The following is a 15,082-nucleotide window of genomic DNA, read 5'->3' on the forward strand; positions in this document are numbered from 1 at the left end:
GGGGGGCAGCGACCCGCGCAGCGGTGGAGCGTGGGGGCAAAGCCTTTCACTTGAAGACGACCGTCTTGTGGCCGTTCACAAGAACCCGGTGCTCGCTGTGCCATTTCACAGCCCGTGCCAGCACCTGGCTTTCGGTGTCACGGCCCAGGGCTGTGAGGTCTTCCACGCCATCGGTGTGGTCCACACGGGCCACGTCTTGCTCGATGATCGGGCCTTCGTCCAGATCGGCGGTCACATAGTGGGCTGTGGCACCGATCAGTTTCACGCCGCGGTCGTGTGCCTGGTAATAAGGCTTGGCACCTTTGAAGCTGGGCAGGAAGCTGTGGTGGATGTTGATGGCTTTGCCAGACAACTCGCGGCACAGGTCGTTGCTCAGAATCTGCATGTAGCGCGCCAGCACCACCAGCTCTGCGCCCTCGTTGCGGATGATCTCCAACTGCTTCGCCTCGCCCTGTGCCTTGGTGGCTGCCGTCATAGGAATGTGGTGAAACGGTACGTTGTAACCCGCCGCAAGCTGGTAGAACTCGCGGTGGTTGCTGACGATGGCACGGATGTCCAGTCGCAGCAAACCGCTCTTCCATCGGAACATGAGGTCGTTGAGGCAATGGCCGTCCTTGCTGACGAAGATCACGGTCTTCATCGGCGCGGCCAGCGGGTGCAGGCTCCATAACATTGCAAAAGGTTCGGCGAACAGCTTGAGTCCGAGCCGCAGGTCTTCTTCGGTCACCTGGTTGCAGGTGAACTGGATCCGCAGGAAAAACAGCCCGGTGGCGTGGTCGTTGTATTGCGCCGCTTCTTCAATGTTGCCGCCGCGTTCCAGCAGGAACCCGGAAACAGCGTGAACGATGCCAGAGCGGTCCTGGCAGGATAGGGTGAGAACGTAGGTGTGTTGCATGGCCCGCGCATTGTCGCAGGGAGCAAAGGCCATGTGTTTGGGTGGGCGACTTGGTAGGATGCGGCTTTGCCTCTAACCCCTGATCTATTGGAGCAGCACATGGCCATCATGGATTTTCTGAATCGCCAGTTCATCGACGTCATCGAGTGGGTCGACGACTCGCGCGACACGCTTTCGTTCCGATTTCCGGACGATGACAAAGAGATCAAGAACGAGGCCCAGCTCATTGTTCGTGAGGGGCAAGTGGCGCAGTTTGTCTATGTTGGCCAATATGCGGACACGCTGGGCCCGGGAAAGCACACGCTCAAAACCGACAACATTCCCATCCTGAGCGACATCCTGGGGTGGAAGTACAAGTTCCAGTCGCCCTTCAAAGCGGATGTCTATTACGTCACCACCCGTGTGTTCACCGGCAACAAATGGGGCACATCCAACCCGGTGATGATGCGCGACGCCGATTTTGGCGTGGTGCGCATGCGTGCCTTCGGCACCTACGATTTCAAGATCGTGAACCCGGTGCTGTTTCTGAAGGAGATCGCAGGAACCGATCATCACTTCCGCATGGACGAATTCAATGACGTGATGCGCTCGCGCATCGTCAGTGTTTTCAGCGAGGCCCTGGCCACGGCCAAGGTGCCTGCGCTGGATGTGGCCACGCGTTACGGCGAGCTGGGCTCGGCGTTGCTGGAGCCGCTCAACCTGGTGATGCGCGAGAAGTACGGGCTGGAGCTCACGGCATTTGTGCTCGAAAACGTGTCGGTGCCGCCCGAGCTGGAGCAGGCCATCGACAAGCGCGGGGCCATGACGGCGATCGGCAACCTGAACGACTATGTGAAATACAACATGGGCAATGCGCTGGCCGAAGGCAAGGCTGGAGCTGCCGGTATAGGCGCCGAAATGGCGGCCGGTCTGTCCATGGGCCAGGCCATGCTGCAAGGCGGCGCCGGAGCTCAACCACAGGCCCAGCCAGGCTTTGTGCCTGGTGCAGCGCCTGCCGCAGCGGCTGCGCCGTTGACGGTGCTGACCCCCGAGCAGGTGGCCAAGACCTTGGGCGTGACCCCGGCCGACGTGATGCAGGAACTGGAAGCCGGCACGCTCAAGGGCCGCAAGATTGGCAGTCAGTGGCGCATCCCGCAGGCCGCGCTCGACGAATTTTTGAACGGTTGAGTTCACCATGCAGCTGAGTGAGCTGTCAGCGCAGCAGAAGCTGGCGTGCCCGGCCTGCGGTGGCGAGGCGCAGTGGAATCCGGCCAAAAAAGCACTGGTTTGCGCCTATTGCGGTACCGAGTCGCCCTACACGCTGAAAGAGGGCGGCGAGGTGATCGAGCACGATCTGGTGGCCGCGCTCAAGGCCATCCCGCAGAGTGCTCGCGGCTGGCAAGACGATCGACGACCGGTGCGCTGCCAGCACTGCCAGGCGATCAGCGTGTTTTCGGGCGCCCAGCAGGGCAAGGCCTGTGATTTTTGTGGCTCGACGGCGCTGGTGCCATTTGAAGAAACCGGTGACATCATCCGGCCGGAAACCCTGTTGCCGTTTGCGGTTGATGAGCCAGGCGCACGCGACCGCGTTCGCAAGTGGTATGGCTCACGCTGGTGGGCGCCGAACAACCTCAACAAAAAGGCGCTGACCGATACCTTGCATGGCGTGTACCTGCCTTACTGGACGTTTGATGCCCAGGTGCATGCACAGTACACCGCCGAGGCAGGAACCTATTACCAGGACAGCAAAAAGAAGCGCGCCGTTCGGTGGCGGAGGGTCTCGGGCCAGATCGAGCACTTTTTTGACGACACCCTGGTCTGCGGCTCCCGAGGCGTACAGCCTCACTTGGTGCGCGCAGTCGAGCCGTTTCCGACCACCACCGACCAGCTCAAACCCTACGACCCGGGCTACCTCAGCGGCTGGACGGTAGAGCGCTATCAGCTCGATCTGGTGGCCGCAGCCGAGAAGGGGCGCCAGCGCATGCAAGCGGCCATTCGCAACCAGTGTGCCCAAGACATCCACGCCGATACACAACGCAACCTGCAGGTCCATGCCCAATTTTCAGGGCAAACCTTCAAACACGTGTTGCTGCCGATCTGGCTGGTGGGTTACCAATACGGCGCGCGCGATTTTCAGGTGGTGATCAACGGGGCCACGGGGCAGGTGGCCGGCGAGTACCCAAAGAGCTGGGTGAAGATAGCGCTGGCGGTGCTGGCTGCCGCGTTGGTGGGCATGGCGCTGCTCTGGATGAACGGCCGCTGAGCGGTTCGCTCAGGGTTTCATCCGGGCCTTGAAGGCCGCGCAATGGTCTTTCTCCGGCACCGGCGCGGTTCGCCATACCCGGTCGGCGGCATCGCGCGCTGCGGCGGCATCCCCGCCGCCAGACGCCATCAACACCACGGTGCTGCGCAAGCCGGCGCGCAAATGCTGCGGCACACCCAGATCTCGCCGCACGTGCTGGTTGCCGGCCACAAGCAACACCGTTTTGCCTGGTGCCAGAGCCGCCTCAATGGTTTGGGCCATGGCGAGGTCTCGGGCGAGTTGCACGCGGGTCATCGGAACCACCTGCTCCTCGGGCAACAGCTGGCAGTGGCCTTCACGAATCTGCGTTTGCTGCATCAGCCAGGCGGGCGGAGCGAGGCGTTGGTCCAGGGCGGTGTCCTGCATGGCGGCACGCAACCCGGCCCGGGGCAGGTTGCCTCCGAACACGGGCACCCGGGATCGCACCGCCTGCATCACCAGAGGGCCATATACGGCCCAGTCCCAGCCAGTGGCTTCGCTGTCCGACCAGCGCAAAGCTTGTTGCACCCGGGCCTCGCTGGCGCTGTGTGGCAAGCCCTTGGTGGAAACGCCGCGCTCTGCCATCTCGATCACCAGAGCAGCCAGTTCACCACGGGTCACCAAACTTTCCAGGACCTCCCGTTGACGCGCCTGATGGCTCGGCACATCGTGCTGTTCGCCAAGCAGCCAGACGTCGTTGGGCCGAAGCCCGTCCAGGGCGTTCTGTTCGGCCGTGGGCGCTGGTGCGCTGAACTGCAAGCCTGCGCCGAGGCCAACCACACAGCCACTCAGCAAGGTGGTGATTGCCAGCCCCATGGCAAGGCAGGTGGATCGCCTGGTGACAGCGTTTCGACAGTTCATGCGGGGATACTACGCGGGCTCGCTGTCAAGGCGCTCTCCCTTCGTTCTGTTTTCTGTGCCATTCCCCCTGCTTTCTGAACCGCCCCGCTGGCAACGTGTTGTGCTGACTCTGGTCTTGGCCTGGTTGGCCGCGCGCGCCTGCGTGGCGCTGAATACGCCGATCCCCTGGATGATCGGCCCGCTGGTGAGTGTGTCGCTCTTGTCCATGCTCGGGGTGCCGACGGAGAGCTGGACGCCGTTTCGCAACGCCGGGCAGTGGGTCATCGGGGCGGCGCTGGGCCTGTATTTCACGCCTGAAGTTGGCAGCCTGATCGCGGGCCTCTGGTGGGCGGTTGTGCTGGGCGTGTTGTGGGCGCTGACCCTGGGCATCGCCTTTGGGGCCTGGTTGCGCCGCGTGCACGCCGGGCACCTCACGGCCTTGTCGCCCGAGCAGTTGCGCACCACCACCTATTTCTCTGGCGCCATCGGTGGAGCCTCTGAAATGACGCTGATTGCCGAGCGCCAGGGCGCTCGTACCGATCTGGTGGCCGCAGCGCACAGCCTGCGCGTGTTGCTGGTCACGCTGACCATTCCGTTTGCCATGCAGTTCTGGGGCGTGGCCCATCTGGATTTGTCCACGCCGGGTGTGCGCGATGTGCATGTCACGGGCTTGCTGCTGCTGGGGGCGATGACGTTGCTGGGCGCCTTGGCCATGCAACGCCTGGGGCGGGCCAACCCCTGGTTCATGGGCGCCTTGCTGGTCACCATGCTGATCACGCTCTCGGGCACCCAGCTCAGCGCCATACCCGGCTGGTTGAGTGCCTCAGCCCAGTTGCTCATCGGTATCAGCCTGGGCGTGCGATTCACCCCGGTTTTTGTGCACACCGCGCCGCGCTGGCTGGCTTCGGTGGCCTTTGCCAGCGTGGTGATGATGGGACTCTGCGCCGCGTTCGCCTGGGGCATGTCGATGCTGACCGGCCTGCATCCTGCCACGCTCATTCTTGGCACCTCGCCCGGCGGCATTGCTGAAATGTCGATCACCGCCAAGGTTTTGCAACTTGGCGTGCCCGTTGTCACCGCGTTTCAGGTCTGCCGTCTGGTTGCCGTGTTGATCCTGGCCGAACCGGTTTACCACTGGTGGCGCAAACGCCAACAGGCGTAAAAAAGCCCGACAGAAGTCAGGCTTGGAAGAGGAGGGGGCGTTCATTCGGGATGCCGTGGCTCCGGCTCTGCCGGTCCGCCAGCATCACCCCCTGGAGGGTGACTCGCCGCAGGCGCAGCGCGGGGGGGCACATCTAGTGCATCACCATGGGTGTTTGCGCCAAGGAGGCATAGCCTTCGAGCGTGTCTTCCACCTCCTCTTGCGAAGGCGTGTTTTGCTGCCAGGCGGTGATCTGGATCTGAAACATCTCGGCCCACGAGCCGTCGAGGTAAACCTCTTTGCCCGCGCGCTTGTCCACGATCTCAAAGCCATGTCGCGGGATATGCAGCCCCACATCCACTTCAGGCTCACCTTCCAGAGCGGCGTTGGCCAGAATGTGGACCACGGCAAAAGCGTCTGAGTCGTAAAGCATGTTCATGGCAAATGTTCCTTGAAAAGTGAAACCGGGGTTCCTATGGTCTTTATATCGGCAACCGATGCCTGATCTAGAGGCCTTCTGCTCATTTAGGTGGGGATGCTTTTTAAAGGTTCAATATGCGTGTGTTTTTGGGCACATTTCTCGGCTTTAAGGGGGTCAGGGGACGGCTTTGGGGTTCTCCTGAGCGGGGTTCGGTTCGGACACCATCTCTGGCATGTCTTCCAGCAACTGGTCCATGAAGTCGCCGTTGGGCTCGGTGAGCCGCATGCGCACTGGCAGCCGGCCCAGATTGGGTGCGAGCCAGACTTCGACGGTTTTGTCGTTGGGCTTGCGTGGCTGGCGGATCAGACGGCGGGCGGTCACATCACCGGCCGGCAGCCGCAGGGTCTCAACGGCACCGATTTCAAATCGCCAGACCTCTGCATCCGAATCGCTGCTCACCGGCACGCTGATGACATCGCCTTCCACCAGCTGTTGGCGTGCATTGAGCAAGCCGGCGAGCTGCAGCATGACCGACAACTGGTCTTGCGCGCCGGGCAGCAAGGCCGCATCGGGGGTCTTTTTGCTGTAGCGAATGACGCCGGCGTCGCGATCGAACACGGCGGTTTTTTCGTTGTTGCGCCGACGGTCAACGAACCGTTGGGGCACCAGGCCTTGTTCCGTGATCAAGCCGGTGCTGATGCGCTGAAAGCTGCCCAACAGGAAAGCGCTGATCTCCAGATCAGCCTTGTAGGTGTTGCCGGTTTGCTGCCAGGACAAAGTGCCGCCAGCCGAATAATTGAAGCCTTTGGCCCGACCTTTCACGTCGTATGACAGGGTCGCATTGGTGGGCAGGCTGCCTTCGGGAACGGTTGGGCCCGACGCGGGTTTGGCCACACGTGGTTCGGTTGGCGGCGCGACGGCGACCGCCGTGGCCGGCTCCACCACCACATCAGCCACCTGGGGTGGCGTGGGCGCTGGCACTGTTGCGGGTTCGGGCACCGCGGTCGCAACGATGTCGTCCATCATCTCGTCGACCGACAGGGGGCAATAGGAACGCCCAGGGCCTCGATCGCGTCAGACAGGGTCGGAGGAGGCGGAGGAGCCGGTGGAGGTACAGCCTTGGGAGCCACGGGCTTGGGCTTCGGTGGAGGCGGTGGTGGTGGGGGGGCCGGCGGTTCGATCCAGCGCACGGTGCTTGTGCTGACGGGGGCGGGTGCCGTGGATGGCTCAGGGATGGGTGGCGTGTCGCCGGAGGTGGGGGCGCTGATCATTGCAGGGTCGGGCAGCGCGTCCATGGACGAGCGGGCCTTGAACCAATGATCGGGCCACAGCGCTATGCGCCCGCCCAAAGCCAGCCAGTGGCCCACCAGCACACCCACGGTCAAAGCGACCAGTACCTTCTTGGCGGGCGCCGCAGAGCCGCGGCGGGAACGGGTGGTAGCGCTCATCGGGGCTTGGTGGGTCAAACCGACCCGCCGTGACCCAGGTCGCGGCTGAGCTGCTGCGCGCAGGCCAGCAGCGCGCGTGCCGGGATACTGTTCCATGCCGTGTCCAGTGTCGCCACCGAGCCCAGCACCACCAGGCCCATGGCCAGGCGGCCTTGCGCATCGAACACGGGGGCGCAGAATCCACCCACGCCTGGCAACAGACTGTGCACGACGCGGGCCAGTCCCTTTTCGCGGGTTTCATTGAGCACTGCCTGAACGGCTTGGGGCGTTTGCGGCACATCAACCAGCGGCAATCCGTTTTGCGGCAGTTTCTTGAATTGCGCCAGTTCGGCTTTGATCATCGGGCCCACGCGCTGTGCGTCGCGCCCTTCGTCGCCCATGAATGCGGCAAAACAGCGGCCAGTGGCCGAGGTCAGCAGCGGCATCACATCGCCCAGCCGCAACGTGACGGGAACCGTCTGCATGGCTTCTTCCCAGTGCACCATGGTCGGGCCCTGATTGCCCCAGACCGCGATCGCGAGCACATGGCCCGTTTCGGCGAGCAACGCGGGCATGCGTTCGCGTGCCAGTTTCACAGCGCTGATGCGGCTCAGACTGGCCAGACCCAGGCGCAGCGCGGCGGGGCCCAGGTCGTATCGGGTGCTGACCGGGTCCTGAATCACCAGTCCCATGCGCTGAAAACTCACCAGGTAGCGGTGAGCCTTGGCCGCACTCATGCCCGAAGCGGCGGCCAGGTCGCGCAGCATCAGCGCGCCAGGGGCCTGGGACAAGGCGTCGAGCAACACAAACCCCACTTCAACCGACTGGATGCCTGCGCGGGCGCTGGGCCCGACCGCGTGCCCAGCTGGCTTGGCAGACCGCTTTCCGGGACTGTCATTGGGCTTGGGACTGGCGGTGGGCAGAATGGGCATGGCTCGCATGGAAAGGGTCAACGGTCTTGGGCGGTGGGTGTGGGTCGCCCACCATTGTCAACTTTGCACTAGAATTCAATTTACGTATAGGTTAACCAATTTCACTATTCGTAATTGGTTGGCGTGGCTCGCGGCGCGTGTTCGTGGTGCTTCGCTGAATCCAGCCTCACCAACAGACGGCCTTGGGCCACAGGAGACTTGCATGAAACTCGCCACCTACAAAGACGGCTCGCGTGACGGACAACTGGTGGTTGTGTCACGCGATTTGTCGACCGCTCATTATGCGACGGGCATCGCATCAAAAATGCAGCAGGTGCTGGACGACTGGAACTTCATTTCACCCCAGTTGCAAGACCTCTATGTGACCCTCAATCAAGGCAAATCGCGCCATGCGTTTCCCTTTGATCCGGCACAGTGCATGGCGCCTTTGCCCCGTGCCTACCAATGGGCCGATGGTTCGGCCTATATCAACCATGTGGAGCTGGTGCGTGCGGCGCGCAACAGCGAGGTGCCCGAGACTTTCTACACCGACCCCCTGATGTACCAGGGCGGCAGCGATGACTTCATTGGCCCACGCGATGACGTGGTGGTGCCCAGTGAGGCGTTTGGTATCGACTTTGAGGCCGAGATTGCCGTGATCACCGGAGATGTGCCGATGGGCTGCGCGCCCGAGCAAGCTGTCGATGGTGTGCGCTTGTTGATGCTGGTGAACGACGTGTCGTTGCGCAACCTGATTCCTGCCGAACTGGCCAAAGGGTTCGGCTTTTTCCAAAGCAAGCCAGCCACCGCATTTGGCCCCGTGGCTGTGACTCCGGACGAGCTGGGCGACGCATGGCAAGGCGGCAGGGTGCACCTGCCTGTGCAGTCCGTCTGGAACGGCAAAACAGTGGGTATGTGTGACGCAGGCCCGGAAATGACCTTTCACTTTGGGCAACTGATTGCGCACATCGGCAAAACACGCAACGTGCGCGCCGGCTCCATCGTGGGCAGCGGCACGGTGAGCAACAAAGGCATCGAAGTGAATGGCAAAAAAGAATGGCCCAAGGGCTACAGCTGCATTGCAGAGAAACGCTGTATCGAAACCATTCTTGATGGCAAGCCGGTCACCCCTTTCATGAGCTATGGCGACACCATCCGCATTGAAGTGAAGGGCAAAGACGGTCAGAGCATTTTTGGCGCGATTGACCAGAAAATTGTTGAATTGGCCGCCTGAGCTTTCCAGTCAAAGGCATTCGCCACCATGAAGAAAAAGGCCCGCGTTGTGCGGGCCTTTTTTTTCTCAAAGCGTGGTGACTTCAGCGCTGGGCTGGATCGGCGGCAAACCGGTCGTGCTTCAAAAAATACTGCCGCGCCATCGCCACCAGTTGACCGTCGCTGGGGTGGTCGCTGGCGATGACATCCACAATGGCTTTATCCACCGCTGGATCGTGGCGTGCGCAATGGGCCCGAAACTCGTCCCTGGCCTGTGCTGGCCCGGTGACGAGGACTTCATGCGCACCCAGCAGGGCTTGCGCAACCTCATGATAGAAGTGGTCGTCAGGCGTGATGTGCCCACCATCGGCTGAGTGACTCCCCGAGACCAATGGTCCCCGTCCGTGCATCTGGTGATTCGAACCCACATGCCCACCCGTTGCCTTGTGGTGGCTACGGGATTTGATGCGTTCGGATTCGATGTGCTCGCGATCAAACATGATCACGTGGGCTTCCCGACGGTCGATCCAGACAATGGCGTGAAAAGTGGACATGGTGGTTTCCTTTGAAATATGAAAAGCTGAATGTTCAGAGCGTGGCGGGTTTTCCCATGCCTTCGGCTTGCTCGGCTTTTTCCTGACAAGCCACACACCGCAGCGAGGTGGGGTTGGCGTGCAAGCGCGCTGTGGGAATGGATACCCCGCAGTCGATGCACAGGCCAAAGCTGCCATCGGCTACACGCTTGAGCGCTTCGTCAATGGCGACCAGTTCGGCGGCTTCGCGCTCTTCCAATGCCACACTCAGGTCGCGCGCGGCATCGGCCTGTGCCCAGTCATCGCTTTGCTGCTCGCGCGCTTCTGCGGCCGCTTCGGCGCGACCGAGATTGCCGCCACGCTGTGCACGCACTTGTGCCAACAGTTCACGGCGCATGTCGTGCAACTGCTGGCCGAAGGTGTCTGAAATCGGGGTGTTCATGTGATGCTCCTGATGAAGTGGTCAAGCGAGGTTTTCGCAACCCATGAATTCATCTTGCGCTCGCAGCAGCAACCGGGTGTTGACGCAAATCAAGCGCAACCGTGCCTGCCCGGCGCGGCAAAATGAACCCTCACGATCTGATCAATGGAGACAACCTCATGACCGCTGTGGACTACACCCGATACCAAACCCTCAACATCACACGCCGGGGCCCCCTGGTCGAAGGCATTCCCAGCGTACTGGATATCCAGATGCGCGCCAATGGCCCGGGTGGCAATGGCAAATTGCCCACGGCAGGCCATGAAGGGCATTGGGAGTTGAGCGAAATATGGCGCGATGTGGGGCGCGACGACAGCGTGCGCTGCGCGGTATTGCGTGGCAGCGGCCTGGGCTTTTCGGGTGGCGGCGATCTGGCGCTGGTGCAAGACATGGCGACCGATTTTGAGGTGCGCACCCGGGTGTGGAAAGAAGCGCGGGATCTGGTCTACAACGTGATCAACTGCGACAAGCCCATCGTCAGTGCCATGCATGGCCCGGCGGTCGGCGCGGGGCTGGTCGCGGGCTTGCTGGCCGATATTTCGATCGCAGCCAGGAGCGCCAAGATTGTGGATGGGCACACCCGTCTGGGGGTCGCCGCTGGCGACCACGCGGCCATAGTCTGGCCGCTGTTGTGTGGCCTGGCCAAGGCCAAGTATTACCTGTTGCTGTGCGACCCGATCAGCGGCGAAGAGGCGGAGCGCATCGGGCTGGTGTCGCTGGCCGTGGAGGATGCGGCGTTGCTCGACAAAGCCTACGAGGTTGCCGACCGGCTGGCATCGGGCAGCCAGACGGCGATCCGCTGGACCAAGTACGCCCTCAACAACTGGCTGCGTCAGGCTGGACCGGCGTTCGACGCCTCACTGGCGCTGGAGTTCATGGGTTTTGCCGGTCCCGATGTGCGCGAAGGTGTGGCATCCTTGCGTGAGCGACGTGCGCCACGCTATGGCGTGGACGAGTGAACGTTGCCGCCCCGACGAACCTTCAGGAGATTCCCATGAGCAACAACACCACCGGTTCTGGTTTTGGCCAGTTCGTGCCCGGATTCGAATTCTTGCAAAAACTCGTCAACCCGGCCGCGCCTGCCGCGGGCCAGGGCATGGGAGGCGGCATGCCCAATCTGGGTAGCTGGGTGGCGCCAACGCTCAATGTGGAAGATCTGGAAAAGCGCATCGATGAGCTCAAGGCGGTGCACTTTTGGCTGGAGCAAAACAGCAAGGCTTTGAGTGCCACCATTCAGGCGATGGAGGTTCAGAAAATGACGCTGGCCACGCTGCGCGATCTGAATGTGAATTTTGGTGATTTCGCCAAGGCCGGTGAAGCGGCGGCAGATACGGTATCCAAAGGATTCAGCGGATTTCAGATGCCTTCCGCCGTGGAGCCCCAGCCAGAGCAAGAGCCAGTGCCCGAGCCCGCCCCGAAAGGGAGCCTGTGCAGCCAAAGGGCAAAGGCGCCGAAGCGGCAGAGACATCACAAGACAAGATCGATCCCGTGCAATGGTGGGGGGCGCTGCAGCAACAGTTTCAGAACATCGCGGCCAGCGCGATGGAAGACCTGGCCAAGCAAAGCGTGCCGGCTGGCCCGAAAAAAACGGCATCGAGCAAGGCGGCTGCGAGAACCGCCCCGGCGCGAAAAAAGGCGGCCACCACCAAGAAAGCTGCAACTGGCAAAAAAGCGCCTGCGCGAACCCGAGTGCGTTGAAGCGCCGGGCCTTTGAGCGCACCCAGCGCATCCGGACCACAGTACATGAAGCGATTCCCTTACGCCCACGCAACCCACCCGCAGTGGGCCATGGCGGCTGCGCTGGTTCTGACACAGTTGCGGGCCCAGATGGCCTCGCCCGGCTGCGCCGACTCACCGGCCCTGGCCCTGCTCTACATCACCGATCACTACGCGGATGACGCCGAGGCGCTGCTGGCGCACCTCAGTGCCGAGCTGCCCGAAGTGACCGATTGGGCGGGTACGGTTGGTGTGGGTATTGCGGCGAACAACGTCGAGTATTTCGACGAACCGGCCATGGCGGTGATGCTCTGTGACCTGAGCCCCGATCAATACCGCGTGTTCAGTGGTGTTTCACCCCTGGCCGCCAGCGGCCAGGGCAGCGACGGTTTTGTGGCCTACACAGCCTTGGTGCATGCCGATGGCCAGACGCAGGAGCTGCCTGAATTGATTGCTGAAATGGCGCAACGCACTGCGTCGGGATACGTGTTTGGCGGGCTGGCAGGCAGCCGTTCGAAACACGTGCAGTTTGCTTCCAGCAGTGCGGGGCATATGAAGGGGCAGGGCGCCGCCAGCGGTGTCTTTGTTGGCGGTATGAGTGGTGTGGCATTCGGGCCAGAGGTGCGTCTGGTTTCCCGGGTAACGCAGGGTGCCCAGCCCATCGGTCAAGAGCGGATCATCACCGAGGCCGATGGCAATCTGGTGCTTGGCCTGGATGGTGAGCCGGCGCTAGAGGTGCTGTTGCGTGAGCTCGACATCTCTTTGGAGAATCTGCCTGAGGCCATGCCCAAGCTGCGCAATGCATTGGTCGGATTGACACGGCCACAACACCGGCTGGACGATGCACCGGCGCAAGCGCGCTTTGCCCGTGGGCAGTTTGGCCCGGATGTGCTGGTGCGCCACCTGATTGGCCTTGACCCCGCCCGGCATGGCGTGGCAATTGGTGATGCACCCGAAGTCGGAACGCGGCTGGCATTTTGCGAGCGCCATGTCCAGGCTGCGAGGGCCGATTTGATGCGCGTGTGCGCCGAGATCCGGGAAGAGCTGGAGCCAGAAGAGCTCAGCGTGGAAGCGGCCGCAGCTTTGGGGGATGCCGAGCTGGACAACACCGCCGCGCAGCCCGCGCAACGCATCGTGGGCGCGGTCTATGTGAGTTGTGTGGGTCGCGGCGGGCCACACTTCGGTGCACCCAGCGCCGAGCTGCAAACGGTGCGCCGCGCGTTGGGTGACGTGCCTCTGGTCGGGTTTTTTGCAGGCGGCGAAATCGCCCACCAGCACCTGTATGGCTATACCGGCGTGCTGACCGTTTTCACCACCCCTGCGCTGGAAGGCTGAGCGTTCACGGTGCGGGTGTGCCGCACAGGCTTTAAAGCGTGAAAATCTTGCCTGGGTTCAGGATGTTGTGGGGGTCAAGTGCGCGCTTGATGGCGCGCATCATGTCAACGCCGCCGCTGCCGGTTTCGGTCAGCAAGAAGTCCATCTTGTGCAGGCCCACGCCGTGTTCCCCGGTGCAGGTGCCGCCGAGCGTCAAGGCGCGGCTGACCAGTTGGTGGTTGAGTGCTTCCGCGACCCGGCGCTCTTCGCCGTTGTCGGGATCGATCAGGTAGCCGAAGTGGAAATTGCCGTCACCCACGTGGCCAACCAGGAAATAGGGCAGCCCTGACGCATCGGCTTCGCTCACCGAGTCAAGCAGGCAATCGGCCAGTTTGCTGATGGGAACGCAGGTGTCGGTCGAGATCGCGCGGCAACCGGGTTTGCTCTGGATGGCTGCGAAATAGGCGTTGTGCCGAGCGGTCCACAAACGGGTTCGCTCTTCGGGGGTGGTGGCCCATTCAAATGCATGGCCTTCGAATTCGTCGGCGATTTCCTGCACGGTCTCGGCTTGCTCCTTGACGCTGGCGGGAGAGCCGTGAAATTCCATCAACAGCATGTGTTCTTCACGCAGGCCGAGCTTGCTGTGGGTGTTGACCATGCGCACCGTGCCGGCGTCGATGAGCTCGCACCGGGCGATCGGAATGCCCATCTGAATGACCTGGATCACGCAGCGAACCGCCGCTTCAATGGTGGGGAACGAGCAGGTGGCAGCCGAGATGCCTTCGGGCAGAGGGTAAAGCTTGAGTGTGAGCTCGGTCATCACGCCCAGCGTGCCTTCGCTGCCCACCATCAGGCGGGTCAGGTCGTAGCCAGCGCTGCTCTTGCGCGCCCGGGTCCCAGTGCGAATGACTTCGCCGCTCGCTGTGACCACCTCGAGCGCCAGCACGTTCTCGCGCATGGTGCCGTAGCGCACGGCGTTGGTGCCCGAAGCGCGCGTGGCAGCCATGCCGCCCAGCGAAGCGTCGGCACCCGGATCGATGGGGAAAAACAGACCTTCGCTCTTGACGGCATCGTTCAGGGCCTTGCGCGTAACGCCCGGTTGCACCGTGACGGTCAGGTCCTCGGCATTGATGGACACGATCTGGTTCATGCGGCCCAGATCAATGCTGATACCCCCTTGAATGGCAAGCAAATGGCCTTCCAGAGAAGACCCCACACCGAAGGGAATCACCGGGGCTTTGTGCCGTGCCGCCAAGGCCACGGCATCGGCCACGTCCTGCGTGGATTCGGCGAACACCACGGCTGAGGGGGGCGGCAGGGAAAAGGCCGATTCATCACGCCCGTGCTGTTCACGAACGGCCATCGCTTGTGAATACTGAGCGCCAAAACGGGTCTGTAGTGCGGTCAGCAATGCTTCGGGTATGGCGCGCTGAGCGAGTTCTGGCACCCAATGGGTGGGGTGGGCTGGGGCATTCATGGGCGTCTCCTGTCTGGGCCTTGTCTTGTCGGGCCAGTGTACCGCCGGCCCGGCTTCTTGGCTTGAACGCCCCTGGGAGAACCTATTTTTTGGCTGGTGCCATGGAGGCCATGAATTCGGCTTCCGAAACCCGCCCGTCGCCATCGCCGTCCACCTCCGAGAAACGCTCGGCCAATGCGGGGATGGCTTTGGCCTCTTCCGCGTTCAAGGCCTTGTCGGCATCGTTGTCGGCCTGGGAGAACAAGGCCACCAGAACGCTGTCGTTGTTCACAGGGACGGCGGTGCTCTGGGCCCACGTGGCGCCCGTGATGCCCAGGGTAAGGACCGCGAACAGCACCAGACTGCGGTTGTCGAATTGGGTGTTGGTGTCGCGAATGGACAGGCGTTTGATCATGCGAAGGCTCCTTGAATTTGAATAACCCAATCAATGTGGGGTTACGCATTTCATAGTGAC

17 protein-coding genes and 1 pseudogene are annotated in these 15,082 nt (G+C 62.3%); 9 read left to right on the plus strand and 9 right to left on the minus strand.

Translation table 11 applies throughout. The annotated features are described in order from the left end of the window. Positions 1–46 precede the first annotated feature (46 nt). Positions 47–895: a formyltetrahydrofolate deformylase gene (gene purU / locus LPB072_RS00695; protein WP_066097131.1), complete on the minus strand. Its 849-nt coding sequence runs from the start codon at positions 893–895 to the stop codon at positions 47–49. A 99-nt stretch (positions 896–994) separates the two neighbouring features. On the opposite strand from purU, the gene LPB072_RS00700 reads away from it, so the two are divergent. Continuing rightward, positions 995–2,062: an SPFH and helix-turn-helix domain-containing protein gene (locus LPB072_RS00700; protein WP_066097133.1), complete on the plus strand. Its 1,068-nt coding sequence runs from the start codon at positions 995–997 to the stop codon at positions 2,060–2,062. Between the two features lie 7 nt (positions 2,063–2,069). Further along, entirely contained in the window at positions 2,070–3,137 is a 1,068-nt protein-coding gene (locus tag LPB072_RS00705) for a hypothetical protein (RefSeq protein WP_066097136.1), read from the plus strand. Positions 3,138–3,146: 9 nt separating this feature from the next. On the opposite strand, the gene LPB072_RS00710 is transcribed toward LPB072_RS00705, so the two are convergent. Next, positions 3,147–4,016, minus strand: a complete 870-nt coding sequence (locus tag LPB072_RS00710) for a ChaN family lipoprotein (RefSeq protein WP_082877209.1) — start codon at positions 4,014–4,016, stop codon at positions 3,147–3,149. Positions 4,017–4,116: 100 nt separating this feature from the next. Between LPB072_RS00710 and LPB072_RS00715 the strand changes: the two genes are divergently transcribed. Then, the gene (locus LPB072_RS00715; RefSeq protein WP_231943371.1) at positions 4,117–5,157 is read left to right on the plus strand and encodes an AbrB family transcriptional regulator; all 1,041 of its coding nucleotides are present in this window, start codon (positions 4,117–4,119) and stop codon (positions 5,155–5,157) included. Positions 5,158–5,290: 133 nt separating this feature from the next. Here LPB072_RS00715 and LPB072_RS00720 read toward each other — a convergent pair whose 3' ends face one another. Both LPB072_RS00720 and LPB072_RS00725 read right to left on the minus strand, forming a co-directional pair. Then, positions 5,291–5,575 carry a BTH_I0359 family protein gene (locus LPB072_RS00720; RefSeq protein ID WP_066097139.1) on the minus strand — a complete coding sequence of 95 codons (285 nt, stop codon included), beginning with the start codon at positions 5,573–5,575 and terminating at the stop codon, positions 5,291–5,293. 156 nt (positions 5,576–5,731) lie between these two features. Then, positions 5,732–6,580 (minus strand): DUF3108 domain-containing protein, encoded by an 849-nt coding sequence (locus tag LPB072_RS00725; protein ID WP_197508886.1) that lies wholly within the window; start codon positions 6,578–6,580, stop codon positions 5,732–5,734. Positions 6,581–6,676: 96 nt separating this feature from the next. On the opposite strand from LPB072_RS00725, the gene LPB072_RS23305 reads away from it, so the two are divergent. Next, a complete protein-coding gene (locus LPB072_RS23305; protein WP_157559209.1) occupies positions 6,677–6,877 on the plus strand; it encodes a hypothetical protein in 201 nt (66 codons plus the stop codon). Between the two features lie 142 nt (positions 6,878–7,019). On the opposite strand, the gene LPB072_RS00735 is transcribed toward LPB072_RS23305, so the two are convergent. Then, positions 7,020–7,916 (minus strand): IclR family transcriptional regulator, encoded by an 897-nt coding sequence (locus tag LPB072_RS00735; protein WP_082876970.1) that lies wholly within the window; start codon positions 7,914–7,916, stop codon positions 7,020–7,022. Between the two features lie 202 nt (positions 7,917–8,118). Between LPB072_RS00735 and LPB072_RS00740 the strand changes: the two genes are divergently transcribed. Next, entirely contained in the window at positions 8,119–9,129 is a 1,011-nt protein-coding gene (locus LPB072_RS00740; protein ID WP_066091385.1) for a fumarylacetoacetate hydrolase family protein, read from the plus strand. Between the two features lie 82 nt (positions 9,130–9,211). Here LPB072_RS00740 and LPB072_RS00745 read toward each other — a convergent pair whose 3' ends face one another. Both LPB072_RS00745 and LPB072_RS00750 read right to left on the minus strand, forming a co-directional pair. Next, the gene (locus tag LPB072_RS00745) at positions 9,212–9,661 is read right to left on the minus strand and encodes a hypothetical protein (RefSeq protein WP_066091386.1); all 450 of its coding nucleotides are present in this window, start codon (positions 9,659–9,661) and stop codon (positions 9,212–9,214) included. A gap of 34 nt (positions 9,662–9,695) precedes the next feature. Continuing rightward, complete coding sequence (locus LPB072_RS00750) at positions 9,696–10,082, minus strand: TraR/DksA family transcriptional regulator (RefSeq protein ID WP_066091388.1); 387 nt, start codon at positions 10,080–10,082, stop codon at positions 9,696–9,698. A 167-nt stretch (positions 10,083–10,249) separates the two neighbouring features. Here LPB072_RS00750 and LPB072_RS00755 point away from each other — a divergent pair, with 167 nt between their 5' ends. The 4 genes and pseudogenes from LPB072_RS00755 to LPB072_RS00765 all read left to right on the plus strand — a co-directional run bounded on the left by LPB072_RS00755 (position 10,250) and on the right by LPB072_RS00765 (position 13,172). Further along, positions 10,250–11,080, plus strand: coding sequence for an enoyl-CoA hydratase/isomerase family protein (locus LPB072_RS00755; RefSeq protein ID WP_066091434.1), 831 nt, complete (start codon positions 10,250–10,252; stop codon positions 11,078–11,080). A 149-nt stretch (positions 11,081–11,229) separates the two neighbouring features. Beyond that, positions 11,230–11,337: pseudogene (locus LPB072_RS24110) on the plus strand (PhaM family polyhydroxyalkanoate granule multifunctional regulatory protein); the annotation flags it as partial. Between the two features lie 212 nt (positions 11,338–11,549). Next, on the plus strand, positions 11,550–11,819 hold the full coding sequence (locus tag LPB072_RS23775; protein WP_231943373.1) for a hypothetical protein: 270 nt from the start codon (positions 11,550–11,552) through the stop codon (positions 11,817–11,819). Between the two features lie 45 nt (positions 11,820–11,864). Then, complete coding sequence (locus tag LPB072_RS00765) at positions 11,865–13,172, plus strand: FIST signal transduction protein (protein WP_066091392.1); 1,308 nt, start codon at positions 11,865–11,867, stop codon at positions 13,170–13,172. A 31-nt stretch (positions 13,173–13,203) separates the two neighbouring features. Here LPB072_RS00765 and LPB072_RS00770 read toward each other — a convergent pair whose 3' ends face one another. Together LPB072_RS00770 and LPB072_RS00775 are read right to left on the minus strand one after the other, a co-directional pair. Further along, positions 13,204–14,628: an FAD-binding oxidoreductase gene (locus LPB072_RS00770; RefSeq protein WP_066091394.1), complete on the minus strand. Its 1,425-nt coding sequence runs from the start codon at positions 14,626–14,628 to the stop codon at positions 13,204–13,206. An 82-nt stretch (positions 14,629–14,710) separates the two neighbouring features. Continuing rightward, entirely contained in the window at positions 14,711–15,022 is a 312-nt protein-coding gene (locus LPB072_RS00775; RefSeq protein ID WP_066091396.1) for an EF-hand domain-containing protein, read from the minus strand. Positions 15,023–15,082 lie beyond the last annotated feature (60 nt).

The sequence above is a fragment of the Hydrogenophaga crassostreae genome (genome assembly GCF_001761385.1).
In the GTDB taxonomy this organism is placed as follows: domain Bacteria; phylum Pseudomonadota; class Gammaproteobacteria; order Burkholderiales; family Burkholderiaceae_C; genus Hydrogenophaga; species Hydrogenophaga crassostreae.